Here is a 20142-nt window from a genome sequence, read left to right as displayed (position 1 = left end):
AGAACGGGTGCATCCCAGTTTTGCAAGTCTCAAATTGAGAACTGCCCATTGAGATAGGCGCAGCGGTGCAGAAGAACTTGAGGAACATTTTCAGCTTTCCATTGTGCGCCTGAGAGTTTGATTCGCGCCCCAATTTGCTTAACTGTCGATTCAATTGTGCCTGAACCAATCGAAATACCTTCTGCTTGAAAATAGCTGTAATTGACGATCCGATGTCGATGTTTGTTGAGATAAGCAATGAAGGTGTCTACTCGTTCATGCTGCCAGTCCTGGAATTCCTGAATGACTGCATCCACATCCCATGCGCCAGAGCAAGGCTTCTACCATTGCCAATCGTTGTTGTGAACCACCAACTTTGTAGAGGTTTTCGACCAGGTGAAACCAGTCCAAAATTTCTTGTCGAAGGCTTAGCTAGCAATGTCTTCAAACAGATTCCAGATGCCGTCATGACCATCGCCTAAACAGGTGAGTGGGGTTGCTAGTGGTTGCCTATTCACCCAGCCCACAAGCTTTTCATTGTCTTGCAAGAAGGCTTCCCGACAGTGTTGGTGCAAATTGACGGCAATGCAAGTCTTGCCAACGGCAAATCTCTCCTTGTGGCGTGCGAATGCGAACTTTTCCCCCGTCAATGCTCATTTCCTCAACCGTATCTTCCAGCATGGGTAATTCAAACGTTTGGCGATGCACCAATCGCTGTTGAGTTCCTCGTGATACATTTAGTCCCGTCAGAACTAGAATATCCTGTGTTGTTCGCTCATAAGATGCATTCGCGCTGACAAATCCACGCAGCATTTCTCCAAGTAAGGACTCAGTTGGGTGCGGGCTTTGACTTCAAGTGCCTTTGCCTGCTTTTCGGTGATGGTGATTTCTCCCAGGATACTTTTGAGTTGCCGACTTCTCCCGCTACTTGTGCCGCTTGCTGTTGCGATAAAAAATTCCCGATTTCGGGACTGATATGCTCCAGAATATGCCCTCGTACTGCTGCTTCGATTCCCTCTAACGTTGCCAATTGCTCTGGTGCTGCTTCGTCATACAACAAAGCTGCTATGGCGCGAGCATGAGCTTGGATCTGTTGCAGTTTGTCGCTGTCCATCGGTAGCATCCCTCAGGCAATCAATTCATTACCTTAAGCATAATGGAGCTATTCTTGATTGGCTTGTTGAGTATTTCTATTTACTACATAACTGGGATGTACCCCGGAGAACGCACAATGTCTATTGATGAAATGACAGGCATTCAAGCTACTGAACGCATAGAAAAAGACTTACCGATGCGACCAGGTAAAGTTGGAAGAAGGGAATTTGAGTACATTCCTCACGGCACACAAAGCTTGATTGCGGTTCTTCAATGTTTGCCACTGGTAAAATTGTCGAACCAAGTTGTGGAGATTCAAGAACAGAAGTAGCAATCTACTTGTGATTTGGGTAGATGCTGGTTTTGGTGGCGAAAATTTTGCTCGTGTGATGGCACAGGTGGTGAGCGCCAAAGTAGAGGTAGTTCGCCGCTCACAATCTAATTTTTAAGTTTTACCTAAACGTTGGATTGTAGAGCGAACTTTTGCTTGGTGAAATTACTATCCTCATCTAAGTAAGGATTACGAACTCTTACCAGAGGTGAGTCAATGATTTACACAGTGATGATTCAATTGATGCTAAAATGATTAGCACAGCCTCATGCCACAGCTTCATAATCGTCTAGAAACAGTCTCTAAGATAAAATAGATTGCTCTACATACATTCTAGTTCTTATCGATCTACAACTGTCGTATTTAATAGTACAAAAATAGATTTAATTCCTCTTTGTCTTATTATCATTTTAGCTATCAAAACTGCATTTTTAAAGCTCAGAAAAAATCTTTTTCCTCTCGGTAAGTGCTTGTTTTCATGAAAGTTACTCAATTGCTTTTAGTTCAGTCGTTGGACTGGAAAAATATTTCCCCCGAAATTGGGGCTGCTACAGTCGTTGCAATTATTAGTAAAGACAATCTCGATCTTTGTTGGGCTTTTTTGCTATTCCTATCGATCGCAACGCTACTCAGGTTAGTCTGGAATAGTGCCATTTTCATTCATGGTTTGGGACACGCGATCGCGATCGCCACTCTCGACCAACAACCAAACGCCCTAAATATTGTCAATATTCTCGAACATAGAAGTATCGCTGTAACTTTGCGCTCGCTACTACCTTTTCAGCCAATATTTATGCCTGGATACGATCGAGCCGATTTATGGATAGCAGCAGGCGATTGCACTCCTTGGCGGATTAGAATTAAAGCTCTGGGTGGGGTTTGTTTTAATCTTCTTGCTATTGCCATATTATGGCAACTTTCTGCTGATAGTTTCGGCAATATTTGGACGAGTAATTGTCAGGCGAACGCTTTGATTAGCACGTTTTTTAGTCAAACTTTTCTGGGTGCTAATTTACTAATTATTCTTAGCTCCCGATCCGATCTCGCAGCGTTAGTGACTGGAGTTGCAGAGATTTTTTGTTGCGGTAACTTTGGCTTTTTAGGTCAGCGCAATGCTGACGACGATCCGCGCCAGCTTTTGCCAGAGAGAGTGGTAAATGTCTTTCACGAAATGGGGCGAGAAACAGAAATTCGAGGCGAACAAGCTGGTGGTGGACTGGTTGTAGCGACAAACCGAGATAACCAGACTGTATTTGTCGGGAAAAAAGTTGTCAATAAAAAAAGAGCCAATTTGACAAAATCTCTAGAAACAGCTTTTGCAGCCGAAAGACGCAGAGCAGCACTTGCAGGCATTAAACCCCTAGAATCGACAGTCATGGGGGTGTGGCACTATCGCTTTGGAACGAGCGGACCCCCAGCTGTATTGGAAACTCATTGGCATGAATGGATGAGTGCCAGACAAGCATCTGTATGGCAATTTCTTGAGGGAGAGTGGGTTCACCAGTACAAAAACGTCAATCATCGGATTACCCACAACGGCGATTTTGATGCTTGGACGCTGTTCGATCGCTCGATTGGCAATACTGAGTTAGGCTGGTGGCTGGAAAGAGTTTTGCATACCCCCAACCACGCGCGGGGAGATTCGCCCAAAATTGCGGGCATGATGGATCTACTGGTGACTCAAGGTATGTGGGATGCTTCGGTAAGATTAGCCTATCAACTGGCGATCGCTCCTTCAATCGAGTCAGCCTTTGGCGGACAAAAACCCGCTGTTGATGCTCCGAATACAGCCCCTTCCCCGCAAGAGATTGATAATTGGGCAGCCACGTTTGAAAATATCTTCGTGCTATATCGCCAGCTTTTAGCAGCTCCAGATTCTCCCGCCTGTAGCCAATACTTTTGTCGTCTGGAACACGATACTTTGCAAGCGACTACCGATGACAGATCTGTGAGCCAGCAGTCATGGCATTGCCAGCTTTTAACAGCTCCAAATTCTTCCGTCAGTAGCCAACACTTTAGCAATCTGGAACACGATATTCTACAAGCAACTACCAATGATAGTTCGATGAGTCGATGGTCTTCGCACAGAAGGGTTACCTTCGTTAGAACGACAATTCATGCTTTTTTTTATAACGATCTGTATTTCGCCACCAAAACGTTCCTGTCGAGAGCTGAGGGTAGTTTTGGCTTAGTCACAGCTTCTACCCTAGAAGAAGGACGATTGGTACTAAGCGCTCAAGGACAACCAATGTCCATTGGCTTCAATTGGCAAGAAGGGTATATGGTTTACGCTTCAGAGCCAGCAGCCGTTGACGCTGTTTTACTCAATTTGCCAGAGTCTTACCGCTTGGATTTAGACCAGAAATTGGGAGAAATCGCACTAGTCAGCTCTCAAGTCATTGAAGTTTACTCGATGAGTCAAAAATGTGAGGTAGCTCTATCTGAACTCAAGGCTAGATGGATCTCAATGGCAGACCATCCCTATCTACCGCAGATCAAAAATCCTGAAAACGACACCATAGATCCAATTGCCGCCGATCTTCGAGACATTCCACCATTTTTGGCAGAAATTAAATTGTCGTGGCAGAATTCAGGTTCGCTCAATCGCCAATGTGCAGATTATCTAGTTAAACTCTTTTGTGAAAAGGCGGAGAAATACGAGCAAGAGCAGCAAAAGATGCTACAAGCTGGTTTAACAGGATATATGCAGCAATTACCGTCTGTCGATCTGCTCGTGACAGGTGTAGAAAATAGTTTGTGGCTGGGAGAGAGATTTGCCCAGGATTTAAAGACGATCTTTCCGTGGCTGAACGTGCGAACAATCTCCTCCAACCAAGTTTTAGAGAAACTTCAGTACGACTTTAGCAGCTTGCAATTAGGCAAAGACTCACTCGTACTAGCGATGACTCAATCCGGTCAAACATTCCCTACCATCCAAGCAATTAATACCTTTGACGAGCTATATCGGCAAAACATCATCGGCGAACTTTTTATTTTGACTGGAGAGCTAACCAGTTTTTTAGGTTCCCCAATCATTCAACCGAAGTATTTTGGTACTTTGCGCCACAATATTTTTGTTAATGGTAGCGGACGTAGAACTTCTGAACCTGCCACGATCGCAGTCGCCGCAGCTCAACATACTTTAACAGAATTGTTATTGTATCTGGCGAAGCAGGTCAAACATCATTTTCCCAACTCTAACCCTTATGGAATGACATTAACTCAAGAAGATCTCGCCGACTTAGAGAAGATGAAGGATGCCTTTCTCGACCTCAATGTCGTGCAGATTATGGGAACAACTCCAACCGGAGAGACGCATCAGAATGCGATCCGACGAACACTGATTGCCAGCAGTCGCAAATGGGCGCAGCACGTTCTAGAAACGCCTCTAGCTTGGGGAATTCATACTTTGTATATTGTAATTACAGTCGGATGGGCAATTCCTTTCGGTCAGACAATTCCTCTAGCCAAGACAATATTAGGTTTGGTTATGTGGGGAACTAGCATACCCCAAGATACGTTCTTTTTAGAAATAGTCATTCCGAAAGTCGAGTTGGTAGATATTGCAATTTATATATTTGGTCCGTGGTTCTGGACGCTAGCATTGCGGTACTTTCAAGGAAGACAACTCCTCGCCAGAACTGGCAAAAGAACGCTCATTATTGGTGACGTGCCTTGGGTCAGTAAATTATTAAAATCTTATGTAAGTAAATTATTTTCTCTCAGCTACGGAATTGCTTCTTTAGAAATTCATGGGGCAAATCCACAGGACGATTTATTACACGATTTTGGACACCGAGTTGTGAGAGGTACGTTGCTATTTTTGGGCTTGCCTGACGGTAGACGGGGACAAAAGCAAAAGCAGCAAGAAAGCGCTGTAATTATGACCGGTAAACAAGTAGATGGAGTGAGAAATATTAATGTCGGACCAGAAGTTGTGGTTATGGGTGCTAACCCTGAGATTGCGCGTAAAGGCTTTAGTAACGCAATCGTGTTAGCAGGTAACAATGAAGATTTTGACTTCAAAAACCAAAATATAGAAGATCGAAAGACACTAATTGAGGATTTGAGGGAATCTCGATTTGGAGCTTTTGAGCGGTTGCTAGCGAGTTACGTATTTTTCTGGGCTTTAGCCAAAAAAGTCGCTTCATTTCCTTTCCTGAGATATCAGTACTGGAAGTCTCAAAGCCGCACTAAAATTATGACAACTGCTGCACCAGTGGCAGGCATGAGCGTATTAACAGTTGTGTCGCAAAAACTGCATAAGAACAAACGATTACGCCAAATTAAACTCAATTAAGCAACTAATCCAACAATTTGAGACATGAACTCTATCTGTGCTCGCACATCACCTTTTTCAACGCCTTGCACTGGTATTGTCAACTTAACTAGGCACGTTCAAAATTCAGCACAATAATTCCTAAATGTTAGGTGCGCTCAATTTATGCAGCCGATTTCAGCCCAACAACGTCTTGCTAATCTTGAAATCGTTGGCACAAGAGTTGACGATAGTGTTGAGCGGTCAGTTGATGTTGTTTTGGGTGGAAGTGGTCTCAAATCGGTTCAAAAGTGGAGAGAAAGCGTTGGGCTTGCCCTGGAGATTTGAATCGCCGCATCCGGCGCTCTCGAATTCGTGTCGGAGTCGTGAGAATTCTCGCAAAGATTGTTTAGTCCCTTGTGTTGTTGATGTTCCACATTCTTCAAAACTTGCTTCTTCGCCGCTTCGTAGTTCTTCAGCTTGTCAGTCACGACTACCCGTGGCACGAAGCCTTGTTTTTTCAGAAGCTTGCGCTCATAATCGCTTTGCTGCCTTCGTGTCACGATGTCCTTGTAGTAAAATATCCAGCACGTTCCTTTCGGTATCTGCCGCTCGCCACAGATAATATTGCTGCCCCTTGAGCGTGACCACCACTTCATCTAAATGCCATTTGTCTGCAACGTAAGCGCGTTTGCGCCGAAGTTGATTGGCATACTGCTGCCTGAATTTTAAAGCACTATTCTCGAATCGATTCGTATGTCACTTCAATGCCGCGAGCGAGCATCATTTTCAAGGGTATCTTGGTAGCTCAAGGGAAGGGTGTAGTAGAGCCAGACACAGTAGCTGATAATTTCGGCGGGGAATCGATGGCGAGAATATATGAGGCAGAAATCGTGAACCTAGTGGAACCAGTACGATTATTCTACTTTTGGGTTAAGTTGACAATGCCCTTAGAAGAGTGTACAACCTGAAATTTTACTTATTGACAAGATGTTTTTGCATTGATACATTTATACTCAAGGCTCAACACATGTAAACTCCACGAGTGATCGCAGTGGATAAGATACTGCCCATGCAGTGGCGATCGAGATGTTCAAAGCGCAGGAATCGCTTTTAGCAGAAACCGAATTACGAAACTAGCAAGTATTAGAATAACGTAATCGAGCCAGACTGTAAAAATATCAAGCGCGTTACCATACAAATAATCGGATTCGAGTCGTTCAATACCGCGAGACGAAGCTTGAGCAGTATTGAAGCGATGAACACGATCGGCGATCGCACAAGTGAAGTTTATCAAAGCAATCTTTGGAGCGATCGCTTAAGGTAACGCGAACGATACAGAGCATTTGTCAATAAAAAGTATTTGCAACACAACCAGAAACATTAATAATAGCTTCCAACTTTCTAAACCAAGGAGAAAACATGACGAGTCAAACCAATCTGCCAGGGGAAGCACGGGATGTTACCCAACAATTTACCCAGTCAGAAACAGAAATATTTCAATGGACAAAACAGTGGTATCCTGTCGCGGTTGTAGATTTCCTAGACCCAACTCGCCCTCATGCAATACAGCTATTGGGAAAAGAGCTGGTTTTATGGCGAGATGGCAGTAGTCAATGGCGCTGCTTTGAAGATTTTTGTCCACATCGATTAGCCCCTCTTTCCGAAGGACGTGTTGAGTCTGATGGTACGCTGTTGTGCGCTTATCACGGCTGGCGGTTTAACTGGGAGGGGAACTGCGTTAGCATCCCGCAGTCAAAAGATCGACAAACTGAGGCGCAGCACTGCTTAAATCATAAGTCATGTGCTGTTGCCTATCCCACACAGGAGCGCCAGGGACTATTGTGGGTGTGGGCAGAATCAGGCGACTCTGCCGAGCGTGAAAGCCAGCTGAGGCAACCACGGATCGTCCCAGAGCTGGAAAGCAACTCGGACAGGGTAGTGCAGTTATTTTGGAATATCCGCGACCTACCCTACGGATGGGACTTTTTCATGGAAAATGTCGCAGATCCCGCTCACGTACCTGTTTCTCATCATGGGATTATGGGCAGTCGCTACCAGGACGACCAGTATTACGACATGGTTCGAGTGAGAGAGATGTCTACTCAATCAGGATTTTCTTTTGAAGTCGTACCGGTTGCATCAAAGCTTGCTCAAACCATCCATGACTTTCAACCGCCCTGCCACATGAGAGTTGTCTCAACCTATAAAGATGGCGGGCAACTGATCCTAGCTTTATATGCTAGTCCAACCCGTCCTGGTTGGTGTCGTCATATTGGCTGTCAGGTGTTAGTGCAAAACGAAGCGGGTAAAAAACCAGAAGGGGTGGGGTTTTTTGCCCTACCGATGCCTAACTGGTTAGGTCACGTGCTAGCCTCTTTGTTCCTGCATCAAGATACAGTATTTTTGCATCGTCAAGAGAAGATTCTGGCAAGGCGGGAAAAGGATAAATGGCTCGATGCAGTTTATACTCCCAATCCTCAAGACAAGATGACAATTGCATTTCGTCAGTGGTTGGAGAAAAGAGCAGGGGGCGCTATCCCTTGGGCTGATGAATGTAACTCGAACCTCACATCCATAGAGCAAGACAAGCAAAAGTTGTTTGATGTGTGGACAACACATACTCAACACTGTAGAGTATGCCAGAATGCGCTGAAAAATATCAATCGCTTAGCTGTGCTAGCTAATGTGGCTGCTATTGTGTGCTTGTGTCTTGGTGTCATTGTGGACTCTCGGATTGTGGCAATGAAGGCGGTAGTCGCAGGTGGAAGTACATCCCTTTTGACCACTTTTCCCCCCATTCAGTTTTGGTGGGCGATTGGGGCCGCAGTCTTATTCGCCATGCTAGGGTACTTGCTCAAAAAGCTCAAACGGCTTTTCTATGTTTATGAGTTTGAACACGCCCAGAATGACTGAGTAAATGTGTCATGATAACTTAAATATAGGCTTCAAAAGCAATTAGCAAAAACAATGAAAACAAGAACTTAATAATAATTGAGAGAAACTATGGACGAGGAGAGAAAACAAACAGAATTACATCCAAAGATCGAAGCAATTCTGGATGAATTGGGAACAAGTGACAGTGAGTGTGAGAATCATTGTCGTGAATTGTTTTTTAATGGTGAATACGACAATGTTAAGCAATTCCGGCTTAAGGATTTGCAAAGCTCTTACTATCGCTGCCTGTCTTTCCTGGCTAGTGCAGTAAGTGTCAGCAAATCTCCGAATCAATCAAATTTGCCAACAATTTTGGCAGAAGCTTGTGAAGCTTGCGCGGATTACAAGCGTGAAGAAACACTTCGGAAGCTTTCAGCAGCGTTCAATTCATTACACTGAAGAGTTATAGTTTTTCTCGCGGATTCCAGGCTGGTAAATAACTAATGGATAATTTTCCATTCAACACTTCTGTAGTGATGAAAACTTGAGTTATGAAAACTTGGTTTGATACAGCCCGTCTGGGAATATTTGTACACTGGGGACACAGTTCGGTAAGAGGCTGTGAATTGTCATGGTCGCTCGTTGGTGGAGTGTCCAGTTTACCGTGTTGTAGCAACGTCCTAGTTAATGAATATCACAGTACGGCAAACAGCTTCAACCCACAGGACTACAAACCCTTGGAGTGGGCGCGGTTAGCAAAACGCATGGGAGTGCAATATGCAATTTTGACAGCAAAGCACCATGATGGTTTTGCTATGTTCCACACGCAGCAATCGGACTTTTCGATTCAGCACTCGCACTATAAAAAAGATATCGTGCGAGAATTCATTGAGGCGATGCGCTCTGAAGGGATTCGTATTGGCTTATACTTCTCGTTAATTGACTGGCATCACCCAGATTATCCAGCCTTTACGGAAGCTGATAAGCCCTATACGTTCGGTCAATGGCGACAACCAACGGACTCACAGTGGCAGCGGTTTATTCACTTTATGTTCGATCAGGTGCGAGAACTGCTGACGAACTACGGTAAAATCGATCTTCTTTGGTTTGATGGAGCTTGGGAACGCACACCGGAGCAATGGCAAGCAACTGCATTACACGACACCATCCGCTCGTTACAACCAGAAATTCTAATTAACGATCGCTTGCCTCCATTGGGCGACTTTAGCACTCCAGAGCAGTTTATCCCACCCCAACCGCTACAGGGAGTCTGGGAAACCTGCATGACGATTAATGATAGTTGGGGCTACAACTGTCACGATACCAACTTCAAATCAGCACGTCAGTTAATTCATACATTATGTGAAGTCGCAGGTAAAGGCGGTAATTTACTGTTAAATATTAGCCCGATGGGTAACGGTCAAATTCAGCCAGAATTACTCGAACGATTGGTAGTGGTAGAAAGCTGGATGGCTAGAAATAGTGAAAGTATCATTGGCACAATACCAGCTTTAGAACCGTGGCAGTTTTATGGTCCATCTACACGTAAGCACGATCGCGTTTATCTGCATTTACTGATGAAGCCATACGAAACCGTTTCTGTGCGCGGCGTGCCGATTAAACGAGTCAAGTCAGTTTCGGTTTTGGCTGATGGTACTGGGCTGCAATACACGACTCGCTGCGCTATTACGGATACACTATTCTCTCATCCCGACCCTTTGGGTGAATTGACGATCCAAGTACCAGAATCAGCGATCGACTCTTACGCCACTGTCATTGCTGTTGATTTTATTCCACAACTCAACACAGACTTATCTGCAAGCGATCGCACCTAATTCCAGATCGAGTCACCCATAACTAGAGTTTGGACTAGTTTGCGGTGCGAAACGCAAAAGTTTCACAGTGATTGAAATAGGGCAAAATATACTCAATCACAAGGCTTTTGCGTTAGGTGTTACGAAAAAATATTATGTTGACCGGGAGTTCAACATTATCTTACAGATGAGTGGTGAATGGATGAGCAAATGACTTTGATTGACCATCTGCTTGTGATGACAAGCTGGTTGCAAATTATCAAATCCATACGTAACAGGGCTTTTCCGGTCATCTCGTCGGAAAAAACGTGGCTCTCGGCTTAATGCCTATAATGCCCTTGGTAATCGATAAGCTCAAGAGCTATGCAGCAGCAAAGAAACAAGTCCTAAAGGGCGTTGAGCATCGCTACTCACAAGGGATTGAACAATTAGCGGAAAACTCTCATCAGTCCACACGAGTGCGAGAGCGACGAATGCGAAAATTCAAATCCCCAGGGCAAACGCAACGATTTCTGTCTGCATTTAGTCCAATTCGAGACCACTTCTACCTCAAACAACATCAACTTACCGCGATAGCGCTATCACCAACAATTCCGTCAACGATTTCAAGATTGGCGAGAAGTCACTCTTGCTAATTTCTGATGCATAATTTCAGCAATCATGGCTTCGCAGGAATAATCGTGCTGAATTTTTCGCCTGCTGTCTTAAGTTGACAATACCGCTGTGGCTTAAGTTCCTTTTAGCCTCTTGATTTGTTACACTCCCATAGCGGATTGGAACGTTAGAAGAGGGCTATGTTGGGCGTTTGAAGTAGAATTTGAAATCAGACCAAAGCTCATTCAATGGTTTCTTGATACCTCGACATCGATAAATCGGCAAATTGCTCTTAATCCCAACACTCTTTTCATGTGTAACTGTAGCAACCTGTTCCACGGAATCGAATCTTTGTTTCAAAAAACTTAGGTTACCCCCAACACTAAGCACCAGTTTGCCGGAGTACTCTTTCGGTCCCCAAAAATAGTAACCTGTATGCCCACTGATTGCTTTGGGAAGGTTGTAATTCCGACCCCAAAAATCAATGGCTCCCGCATCCCCATACCTCCAAGCTAAGATGGCACACTCAGACTGTTCGCTGGGTGTCATGCGATCGTACACTGCTGCAACAGTTGCCACTGTTTCTTCCCAACCCAGCATCAATCTAAAATGCCAGGGAGCTTGTTCTGACTGATTCTTTATATCCTTCGCTAAGGTGGGAGGTCGGTAGACAAAATTGGAGTAACCGATCGCCATCTCGATTGGCAAAATCGGTAGCCCAATTGGTGCCAGGATAACACCTCCAGCGATTAAAAAACTTAAGAAAGCGGATTTCAGATATTTACCATGCTTGAAGAGTTGCTAGTTCTAATGGATTGTGTGTTTGTTGAATTTACCGCCGCCTCTGCCATTGATTGAAGAAGCAATCAAGAAATTGCGTAGCCAGTTGGGGTGATAGTAGAAACCGTTGAGTTGCTCAAACGGAGAAATAGTATCGCTCGGAGAAGGTTGAGAACGACGACTATAGGGATGAAAGTTCCACAGCATTGCCATTGCCCGTAAAGCAAGATTGGCAGAGTCTTGATGACCATGAAAATACTGCATTGAGAACAGGATACGATTTTGGTAATTCATCAAGCGATCGAGCATATTGCTAGTGCGATGGGCTTGGGGAAAATCATAGGCAATGGTGAATTGGGAGGCTTTAACGGAAAGATGAAGAATTTTCGTCATAATGGTTTCGGGTAAAGTCTGACCAATAGCCCAAACTTGCATGTGCCGAAGTCGTTCCATAAACTCTGCTGCTGATGCAGCATGATAGATATCCCAGAGTTTGTCCATTAACGTCTTCAAGAGAGTTACTTGAGAACGGCAACGTTGCCCAATTGCTAGCACTGTATGCAAAAAGCAGAGGATGGGAGTCACGCCTGGAAACAGGTTTTTCCAAGCTGTTTGAGTGGCTTCCCAGCCATCAGTATTGACAGTTTGCGGTTGGTAATCCTCTTTGAGTTGCGTCGCTTCCTGGGCAAACACCCCATAAGCAGCTTGTAAATCTTCGGTTCCTGCCGTAGTTGACAGCTCGGCTCCTAAAATACAGCTTGCTGCTACGGTTGTCGCCACATAGACACGCTCCCCCATCCACCAGGTATGTTTTTCATCGCTTAACAAATGAGGGGGGAATCGCTTCCCGATCTTTGATGGTAGTGCCAACCATTGAGGGGCGACCCAACGACAATGACGCTCGATACCAGTACATCGGGTCTTTCCCCATTACGTAGGCAATCGCTTCATAGGGTACGCCAAAGGAGCGCAGATACAAGCCCTTCTCCACTTCTTCGGTTTTGCCAATCATGTAGGGCATGATGAAATCGGGACGTAGTTGATACGCTTGTCCATTCGCAATTAACCGAATCCGCCGACTCACTAACCCTAACTTGGCAGAAGTGCAAAACCCATGAAAACAATAACCTGCCTCAATCTCAGCTGGAAACAATTCGGCATGTTGCTCGATTTGTTGGTCGAGATATTTGCGAAATGCTTTACGGTCTTTCACCAACTTTTCGTAGTCAACGCCTTCACCAATTGGAAGACAGATTGTCTTGTCCCCAGGAACATATGAAACAGTCTCGCTCATCAGAATTTTCCTCATCCCTGATTGAGTTACTCTTGAGCCTACCAGATTTACCCCTTGCTCTCCCCCAAAAACACATAATTAATTAGAATCAGAAGAGTTGCTCGAACACAATTGCTCCCGCACCCAGAAACAGAGGATAAATCGGAAACAGGTAGTAGTATCGCGCCTCAAAAAATAGAAATAATCCCAGAATAACAATATATGTCCATCCGAATGCACGATATTTTCTACCATCTCTAGTAAACAGGTAGTAGTAAAGCCCCGCTAACCAAATAGGTAATGCTGTAGGATTAATCAAAATGATTCAACCTGTAAATAATCCGTTGATTAGGCAGCCAGAGCGGGGAACCACAACTGCTGCCACTGACCGTTTAGTTCAGCCACTTTGAGTAAACTTAAGGCTCTACTACCATTAGGTCGCCAGCTCATACCCTTGTTCTTCTGCCGCTGCCCAACTGTTAAATCTACTGCCTTCTCCATTCGTCCACTGCCGATAGTTTTACCAGCTCTTCTGCGGCACTCGTAGTTAATAATTTCGAGTTGATGTTTTTCCAAATATCCAATTAATTCGGGTATGACCAAATTCTGATGTGGCAGCAGAATATACATGCGTTGTATCGCTTTCGTTGATGGATTTACGACCATAAACAACAGTATCGATTTTTGCTGTCATTTCCTGTTTCTTGGGGGATCTATCTGTTTGGTCATCAAAAGTTGTATTCCTTGCTGGGCAATAAATTCAGCCATCGTTTGACTATCAGAATTTGGTCATACCCCTGGGTTATGAAAAGCAGTGTAACGCAGCAATCCACATACCACTAGAATGACGAAAAACAGCCGGAGGATGAGTTTTTTCACAGATACTGCCATTCTTTTTCACTTCAATATAAGTCTGATTAATTTGCCAAGAATCAGGTTGCGGTAACTCAAGGAATATCACCAGTAATACTTAACGTACATTAGGATGATGTCAGACTGGAACTGATGCTATTTCAAGGTGTGTTTTTGGTTTATAAATTGGGTGTCGATGGAGAGGAAATACAAAGGTTGTTAAATCGAATGGCACTAAGAAAAGATGAAAGTTAGGATTAATAGGCATTACAGGCGTTATGTCATTGAAAAGTGGGACATGGGTAGCTGCGTTTGCTTTCCTGGCAGGAGCAGTGGAATAAATGCGGTAAAGGTGTAGGGGATGTCCAAAAACTTTTTGTAAGTAGAAAAAGCTTACTCGTTCATGAAATACTGATCGACGATACGAGTAAGCCAACACTAAATACTACTGTGACACTACGAGTACAAATCCTCAAGGATAAATTTAATCAAAGTCTGGGATTACCTTTTAAAGAATTGTTGCCAGAGTCTGTAATTATGCAAGCACTTGGGCAGCTAAAGATTCAATATAAACAACGATTGTTTGACCCAATAGTAACGTTGTGGGCGTTCTTGTCTCAGGTCTTGGATACTGATAAAACTTGTCATAATACCGTGAGTAAAATAATTGCTTATTCGGCAGGAGAAGGGTTAGAAATCCCCTCAACTAATCCAAGTGCTTACTGTCAAGCTAGAGCGAGACTGCCAGAGAAACTACTAAAACAACTTTTTGGTCAGTCTGGACAAAATCTAGAAGAAAAAGTGACAGTAGAACACTTGTGGTGTGGTCGTCATGTGAAAGTAATAGATGGTTCAACTGTTTCCATGCCTGACACTATAGAGAATCAGGAAGCATACCCTCAACCAAAAACTCAAAAAGCTGGATGTGGGTTTCCAATTGCAAAAATCGGTGTGATATTCAGTTTGGCTACTGGAGCCGCTGTTGCTCTATGTATCGATGTTTTGAACACCCATGATATTAAATTAGCTAGAAAATTATATCAGTTTCTTAATCCATTGGATATCCTTTTAGGGGATAGAGCGTTTTGCGCTTACGCCGATTTAATTTCTATTAAAAAACTGAACTGCGATGCAGTATTTCGTAAACATCAATCCCGAAATACAACAACGCGAAAAGGTAAAATAGTTGGGGATTCTGACAAGTTACTAACTTGGTATAAACCTAAAAAATGCCCGCAAGGGTTAACTTTAGCAGAGTTTTCTGCTCTACCCCTCACCTTAACTGTACGAGAAATACATTATTACGTTGTTATTCCTGGTTTTCGTACTCAAAGAGTTAGTCTAATCACTACTCTATTGGATAGAGTCACATATCCAAGTTTGAAAATAGTCCAACTTTACGGTGAGCGGTGGCAAGTGGAACTAGACTTAAGACATCTCAAAACGACCTTGGGAATGGATATCCTGCGGTGTAAAACTCCTTCTATGATCCGCAAAGAAATTTACGTTTATTTGCTTGCTTACAATCTGCTTCGTAGCTTAATGTGGTCGGCAGGCACTACTTACGGTACGCCTCCGTTACGCCTATCATTGCAAGGCACTCGCCATCATTTAAATAATTTTGTTCCCGAATTGTTAGCCGCAACTTCAAAGCAACGTCACGGAATTTATTGCACTTTACTCAAAGTTATTGTTCACCAGTCTGTTCCACATCGCCCAGTCCGCAGTGAACCACGAGTCCGTAAACGTCGCCCCAAAGCTTACCCTTTAATGACGAAACCTCGGCGCGAAGTACGAGAGCAATTACTGCAAACTGCTTAAACTACAAGTGTTTTGGCTTTTCTTAGTGCCATTCGGTTGTTAAATCCAATTGCAATAGCTCAGGACTGTGTGAGGTATCACCTTTTCATAAAGGGAACGCTAGAGCCAGCAAAGTGAATTTCTTTAGCAGCGTTGAGTCCAGCTTCTAATGCTCCTTGAACCCAGCCTCTTGTCTTAGAAGTATGCTCTCCAGCGAAATAAATCTGTCCTTCTGACTTCCCTAATTCTGAAAATAGTCTCTTCTCCTGTTCATCTGTTGGATAGGCCCAGCCTCCTTTTGACCAAACATCTTTTGTCCATGAGTAAAAGTGCGATCGCACAGAGTAATTACTGACTCCAGGCAGTATCTTCTCCCAATGCTGGAGTAATTTTGTCTGCTGAATTTCTCCCTCAAAAGTATCCATCTCAAGAGCTTTTTCTCCTTTTAGATAGGCATGAAGAATACCTGTTTTTTCGGGTTTATCCCAAGTCGTATGCCACAGTTCTTCATCCTCGAAAAATCCCCACCCATTTAAGTTATCCTTTTCCCAGAATCGATTAGGGAATTTAACAAAGCAACGGGTTGCTGCTCGATAGTTATATTCTCCTGCCGCCGCCTGTTTTTTTGCCCAAGATAGGTCAGGTGAAAAAGTAATCCGATTTAAGACGGTTAACGGGACAGTACACAACACACAATCAGCAAGATATCGTTGCCCTGATAAGCACGACACTTCAACACTATTAGATGTTTGTACGATCCGAGCAACAGGATCATCAAGTTTAATTTTTTCTGTCAATGCTTGGGCGAATGCTTGGGGAAGTAGATCGAATCCATCCGTCAATTTTTGAATCTCTTGGGCACGGACTTGCGATCGATTTTGAAATAGTTCTTTTGCTGGGATTAATAGACGTTTTCCGTCCTTCATCGTGAGATATTTTCCAGTTGTCGGCGCAAACTGTGAAAGTCTCAAACCAAAATGTTTGATGTAACCAAGGGTTAAGTAATGATTTGGTGGGATTCTAGCCGCTCCAAGTTCTATTAAATCCTCTCCTTGAAAAACTCCTCGCAGGGTTAACACTCTACCGCCGATTCGTTTCCTAGCTTCTAAAATGGTGACATCATGACCGACTGCTGTTAATTCATACGCTGCTACTAAACCGGAAATACCTGCACCGACAATGAGTACTTTCCGACGTGGCAATCCTTTGGGTAAAGCGCCGGGAGAAGTTGGTTTTTGGGCTTGTACTTGCTCGTAGGCTAGAGTTGCGGCAATGGTGAGAGTACTCCGCAATAAAAACTGACGACGACTCAGGTTGTACATACAGGAAGAACTAGCAATCGGGGAAGGACAGCAATTTAGGATATTCTCACTTGGGTGAGTTGTGCAGATAGTGCCAGCTATGAGTTAATCTCACCATTCTTGGTAAAGCTTTTTAGCACGAAACATAATTTCTTCATTCAGTAATCAAATCTTTGCTGGCTGACGAGGATACGAAGTTTCGACTGCGTGTGTATCCTACTCCACCACCGTTGTAACAGCATTCAACATCGATCGCTGCAATAGCGGCTTCAATATTGAACGATCAAACTTAGTACAGACTAGCACAAAAGTTTTTGTTCGCGTTTCTGTTTCTGGGTATAGCACGTGCACTTGGGTAGTGTGGTCGTGCCTCAGCAAAGTGTGGAATAAACAGCGATATCTTGCCAAGTCCAAGGTTCTGACGCTAGGTCTGCTCGTTGAGCCGCCGTAGTTCCTAAACGGGAATGTACCCAAATCCAGTTAAAGTAGCTGATGACCAAACGCAAGGTGATCTTCGTCTGCTCCCACAACGCGCGCAAATTTGTTTTGTCGTCGGTGCCATCGCCCTGTCTGCTGTCGTAGGGTACTGTTGGTTCGCTCCAATCGTTGCGTCAAAACTTTACTAATGTGGTGTTCTACTTCATCATCAGGTAACACTCGTTCATATCCTTGCCAACCATCGGTGTGCCATTCTTTGCACTCAGTCGTGCCCTAGGTACTAGCTACTAACTCAATCGCTAACTCGTTGGTATGTTTACCCACCCGACCGCATAGAATCAAGCCGTTCAACTGTGCCAAACTCAATGCTATCCAGTAATCTCCGGCAACGACTTCTTCTGGTAAGCAAGACGAGTGTTTTTTTCCACAAACGACCACCTAAGCGTCTGCAGCAATGGCATCTGTATCGACATCTTGTACTTCGGCGTTGTGTACCATTTGTGCTTTTTGACTTGCAGCTCGAATTCCTCTGACTCCTGTGTTGTAGGACAGCCCGCTAACTCGACTAATACCACGCAAGCTCGTTCCCTCTCAGTGTGACTGCAAAACGATCCGTACTTTCTCCTCTCTCACTTGCCGCCAATAGTAAATCGTGTCAAAGGTATCGGTAAACGTTTGCGCTTCTGTTTAGGCATCGGTAGCGTTTGCTACCCTTACTGGTTTTCCCGTGTTTATAGGTCTTATCATGACTGCAAAGTGGACAAAGCATGGCTTCTTAGAACCGGAGTAATTTTCTGCCTCTGTATAATATCATTCCACGCTTTCCTGACGCACGATCGGCTCGTATAGTGGACACTTTTTTTGATATGCTGTTTCTACCCAACAAGCTTCTAGCAAGCTTTTGCTAAAATTTAGCGCTGCTAACCAAATCTCGCTGCCAGTAGTGAGTGCCCTCACACTTGAGATTTAGGAGGATAGATTGCGGTGAATAAACGGTGGAGAAACGCGGGGCTGTACGCCTTTCTAGCAATTGCAATTATTACAATTACTAATGTTATTCCTCAGAGGATAGCGTTCTTTGACAAACAACTTCAAAGTCGAGAGACATGGCGATACAGCGATTTTACTCGAGCAATTGAAAAAGGTATGGTTGTTAAGGTTGAGTTCAGTCCTGACTATACGAGTGCTTTATTCAAGACTGTAGACGGTAGCTCTGCGATCGTAAACTTGCCTAAAAAGACCGAGTTGATCGACATTTTGGTTGACCGTTCTGTTGATGTTTCTGTATTGCCACAAACCGATAAGTTTAAAATATTGAGAATTTTGTTTTTGGCAGTTCTGTTTTCAATATATTTATTCTTCTTGCTGCGACGCGCCCCAGTGGAAAAATGGCGGAGAAATGTCGAGTTGTTTGCGTTTGTGGCAATTTTTGTTGTTGTCATTGTTCTGGTAACAGTATCTTTTGACAAACAACCCCAGAGCCGAGAAATATGTTCATACACCTATTTGATTCATGCAGTTAAACGAGGTGAAGTCGCAGAAATTAAGATTAGCCACGATAACTCTAAAGCTCTAGTCGAATTCAAGAACAGTAGTTCTTACAGTTCTTACGACCCGCGCCCATTAGGTGTAGTAACTGTATACTTGCCTGAAGACCATAGTCTGCTAAGCCAAGTTTTGCGTCAGAGTAACGTTACTATAGATTTTTCACCCCAAACAATTGAGGATTTCTGGTTTAAAGCACTAGGCTTTTTATTTTCTTTATTGCCTTTAATGCGTATATTGTTGCTGGGACGCAGCGTAAGCGATCTTAAAAGCAGCATAAGCGATCTTAAAAGCAGCATAAGCAATCTGAGTAGCCAGGTGAAGGACTTTGACAAATCCAAAGCTACGGTACAGGAACCACAAGCCCAAGTAACTTTTAAGGATGTAGCAGGTATGGATCGAGCAAAGCTGGAATTAAAAGAAGTTGTAGACTTCTTGAAGAATACCGACCACTTTGCTGCAGATGGGACAAAAATTCCTCAAGCCATTCTGCTGGCTGGGTCGTCAGGAATGGATAAAACTCTACTAGCTCGTGCTGTAGCTGGTGAAGCAGGCGTTCCCTTCTTGTCTATCTCTGGTTCCGAGTGTGTGGAAACGTTTGTCGGTGTGGGTGCTTCCCGCATCCGCGACTTAGTTGAACAAGCTAAATCTAATGTCCCCTGCATCGTATTTATTGATGAAATTGATACTGTAGGTGGTCAGCGGGGCGCTGGCTTAGGTAGTGGTAACGATATGCGCGAGCAAATCCTTAACCAGCTGTTGACTGAAATGGAAGGTATTAAGGGCAAGGTTGGCATCATTATTATCGCCGCAACCAACCGCCCAGATCTACTAGATCTGGCATTGCTGCATTCAGGTCGATTCGATCGCCAAATAGTCGTATAGTCGCCCAGACTATACCGTTGTGTTGTCTCTATGATGAGTTATAGACATCACCAAATAAATTGCTTTGTGTCATTGGCGAAAATTTACTGTAGTGCAGTAGAATTGCTGACAAATAAAACAACATCATAATTTCCAATTACAGGAGCGTTAAAAATGTCCCCATAACGTTTTGCAGCGTCCATGTAGGCAATCGAGTCGCGTGCATACTGAATTTTTTGCAGCCAGGGAGGAGCTGACGAACCATCAAGAAGACGAGGTTTTAAAATCATAGGTTTTAACTGAGAGCGAAAATAAAGTAAGTGGATTGCTGGAGATTCGCT

14 protein-coding genes and 4 pseudogenes are annotated in these 20142 nt (G+C 44.0%); 7 read left to right on the top strand and 11 right to left on the bottom strand.

What is annotated here, in order from left to right; translation table 11 throughout:
- Positions 1–29 precede the first annotated feature (29 nt).
- Positions 30–1093 (bottom strand): annotated as a pseudogene (locus N4J56_RS34880) (ISKra4 family transposase).
- Between the two features lie 117 nt (positions 1094–1210).
- Between N4J56_RS34880 and N4J56_RS34875 the strand changes: the two are divergent.
- Both N4J56_RS34875 and N4J56_RS34870 read left to right on the top strand, forming a co-directional pair.
- Positions 1211–1405, top strand: coding sequence for a hypothetical protein (locus tag N4J56_RS34875; RefSeq protein ID WP_317111341.1), 195 nt, complete (start codon positions 1211–1213; stop codon positions 1403–1405).
- Positions 1406–1883: 478 nt separating this feature from the next.
- Positions 1884–5705, top strand: coding sequence for a hypothetical protein (locus tag N4J56_RS34870; protein WP_317111340.1), 3822 nt, complete (start codon positions 1884–1886; stop codon positions 5703–5705).
- Between the two features lie 175 nt (positions 5706–5880).
- On the opposite strand, the pseudogene N4J56_RS34865 reads toward N4J56_RS34870, so the two are convergent.
- Positions 5881–6544: pseudogene (locus N4J56_RS34865) on the bottom strand (IS6 family transposase).
- A 541-nt stretch (positions 6545–7085) separates the two neighbouring features.
- Here N4J56_RS34865 and N4J56_RS34860 point away from each other — a divergent pair.
- The 3 genes from N4J56_RS34860 to N4J56_RS34850 all read left to right on the top strand — a co-directional run bounded on the left by N4J56_RS34860 (position 7086) and on the right by N4J56_RS34850 (position 10375).
- Positions 7086–8579, top strand: a complete 1494-nt coding sequence (locus tag N4J56_RS34860) for a Rieske 2Fe-2S domain-containing protein (RefSeq protein ID WP_106217043.1) — start codon at positions 7086–7088, stop codon at positions 8577–8579.
- 90 nt (positions 8580–8669) lie between these two features.
- Positions 8670–8999: a hypothetical protein gene (locus N4J56_RS34855; protein WP_106217044.1), complete on the top strand. Its 330-nt coding sequence runs from the start codon at positions 8670–8672 to the stop codon at positions 8997–8999.
- A gap of 92 nt (positions 9000–9091) precedes the next feature.
- Complete coding sequence (locus tag N4J56_RS34850; RefSeq protein WP_106217045.1) at positions 9092–10375, top strand: alpha-L-fucosidase; 1284 nt, start codon at positions 9092–9094, stop codon at positions 10373–10375.
- A gap of 771 nt (positions 10376–11146) precedes the next feature.
- Here N4J56_RS34850 and N4J56_RS34845 read toward each other — a convergent pair.
- The 5 genes from N4J56_RS34845 to N4J56_RS34825 form a co-directional block, all read right to left on the bottom strand.
- Complete coding sequence (locus N4J56_RS34845) at positions 11147–11656, bottom strand: hypothetical protein (protein ID WP_146139733.1); 510 nt, start codon at positions 11654–11656, stop codon at positions 11147–11149.
- Between the two features lie 99 nt (positions 11657–11755).
- Positions 11756–12508 carry a hypothetical protein gene (locus N4J56_RS34840; RefSeq protein ID WP_317111338.1) on the bottom strand — a complete coding sequence of 251 codons (753 nt, stop codon included), beginning with the start codon at positions 12506–12508 and terminating at the stop codon, positions 11756–11758.
- Between the two features lie 34 nt (positions 12509–12542).
- Positions 12543–13022, bottom strand: a complete 480-nt coding sequence (locus N4J56_RS34835) for a hypothetical protein (RefSeq protein WP_106217048.1) — start codon at positions 13020–13022, stop codon at positions 12543–12545.
- 88 nt (positions 13023–13110) lie between these two features.
- Positions 13111–13320 (bottom strand): hypothetical protein, encoded by a 210-nt coding sequence (locus N4J56_RS34830; RefSeq protein ID WP_146139734.1) that lies wholly within the window; start codon positions 13318–13320, stop codon positions 13111–13113.
- A gap of 29 nt (positions 13321–13349) precedes the next feature.
- Complete coding sequence (locus N4J56_RS34825) at positions 13350–13667, bottom strand: hypothetical protein (protein WP_106217049.1); 318 nt, start codon at positions 13665–13667, stop codon at positions 13350–13352.
- Positions 13668–14165: 498 nt separating this feature from the next.
- Here N4J56_RS34825 and N4J56_RS34820 point away from each other — a divergent pair, with 498 nt between their 5' ends.
- A complete protein-coding gene (locus N4J56_RS34820) occupies positions 14166–15674 on the top strand; it encodes an IS4 family transposase (protein WP_317111335.1) in 1509 nt (502 codons plus the stop codon).
- Between the two features lie 77 nt (positions 15675–15751).
- Here the strand turns inward: N4J56_RS34820 and N4J56_RS34815 are convergent, their stop codons facing one another.
- The 3 genes and pseudogenes from N4J56_RS34815 to N4J56_RS34805 all read right to left on the bottom strand — a co-directional run bounded on the left by N4J56_RS34815 (position 15752) and on the right by N4J56_RS34805 (position 18349).
- Positions 15752–16975, bottom strand: a complete 1224-nt coding sequence (locus tag N4J56_RS34815) for a flavin monoamine oxidase family protein (RefSeq protein WP_106217050.1) — start codon at positions 16973–16975, stop codon at positions 15752–15754.
- A gap of 350 nt (positions 16976–17325) precedes the next feature.
- Positions 17326–18161 (bottom strand): annotated as a pseudogene (locus N4J56_RS34810) (IS1 family transposase).
- Between the two features lie 41 nt (positions 18162–18202).
- Positions 18203–18349 (bottom strand): hypothetical protein, encoded by a 147-nt coding sequence (locus N4J56_RS34805; protein ID WP_158631887.1) that lies wholly within the window; start codon positions 18347–18349, stop codon positions 18203–18205.
- Positions 18350–18799: 450 nt separating this feature from the next.
- On the opposite strand from N4J56_RS34805, the pseudogene N4J56_RS34800 reads away from it, so the two are divergent.
- Positions 18800–19835: pseudogene (locus N4J56_RS34800) on the top strand (ATP-dependent metallopeptidase FtsH/Yme1/Tma family protein); the annotation flags it as partial.
- A 70-nt stretch (positions 19836–19905) separates the two neighbouring features.
- Here N4J56_RS34800 and N4J56_RS34795 read toward each other — a convergent pair.
- The gene (locus tag N4J56_RS34795; RefSeq protein ID WP_106217051.1) at positions 19906–20091 is read right to left on the bottom strand and encodes a hypothetical protein; all 186 of its coding nucleotides are present in this window, start codon (positions 20089–20091) and stop codon (positions 19906–19908) included.
- Positions 20092–20142: the final 51 nt, after the last annotated feature.

Source organism: Chroococcidiopsis sp. SAG 2025 (assembly GCF_032860985.1).
In the GTDB taxonomy this organism is placed as follows: Bacteria; Cyanobacteriota; Cyanobacteriia; order Cyanobacteriales; family Chroococcidiopsidaceae; genus Chroococcidiopsis.
The sequence above is the reverse complement of the archived record's forward strand: the minus strand, read 5'-3'. Positions and strand labels throughout refer to the sequence as shown.

What these genes read in the sequence shown, in the direction of transcription:
- N4J56_RS34875 (WP_317111341.1), top strand. Translation starts at nt 1,211, where the DNA reads ATGTCTATTGATGAAATGACAGGCATTCAAGCTACTGAACGCATAGAA.
- N4J56_RS34870 (WP_317111340.1), top strand. Translation starts at nt 1,884, where the DNA reads ATGAAAGTTACTCAATTGCTTTTAGTTCAGTCGTTGGACTGGAAAAAT.
- N4J56_RS34860 (WP_106217043.1), top strand. Translation starts at nt 7,086, where the DNA reads ATGACGAGTCAAACCAATCTGCCAGGGGAAGCACGGGATGTTACCCAA.
- N4J56_RS34855 (WP_106217044.1), top strand. Translation starts at nt 8,670, where the DNA reads ATGGACGAGGAGAGAAAACAAACAGAATTACATCCAAAGATCGAAGCA.
- N4J56_RS34850 (WP_106217045.1), top strand. Translation starts at nt 9,092, where the DNA reads ATGAAAACTTGGTTTGATACAGCCCGTCTGGGAATATTTGTACACTGG.
- N4J56_RS34835 (WP_106217048.1), bottom strand. Translation starts at nt 13,022, where the DNA reads ATGAGCGAGACTGTTTCATATGTTCCTGGGGACAAGACAATCTGTCTT.
- N4J56_RS34825 (WP_106217049.1), bottom strand. Translation starts at nt 13,667, where the DNA reads ATGGTCGTAAATCCATCAACGAAAGCGATACAACGCATGTATATTCTG.
- N4J56_RS34815 (WP_106217050.1), bottom strand. Translation starts at nt 16,975, where the DNA reads ATGTACAACCTGAGTCGTCGTCAGTTTTTATTGCGGAGTACTCTCACC.
- N4J56_RS34795 (WP_106217051.1), bottom strand. Translation starts at nt 20,091, where the DNA reads ATGATTTTAAAACCTCGTCTTCTTGATGGTTCGTCAGCTCCTCCCTGG.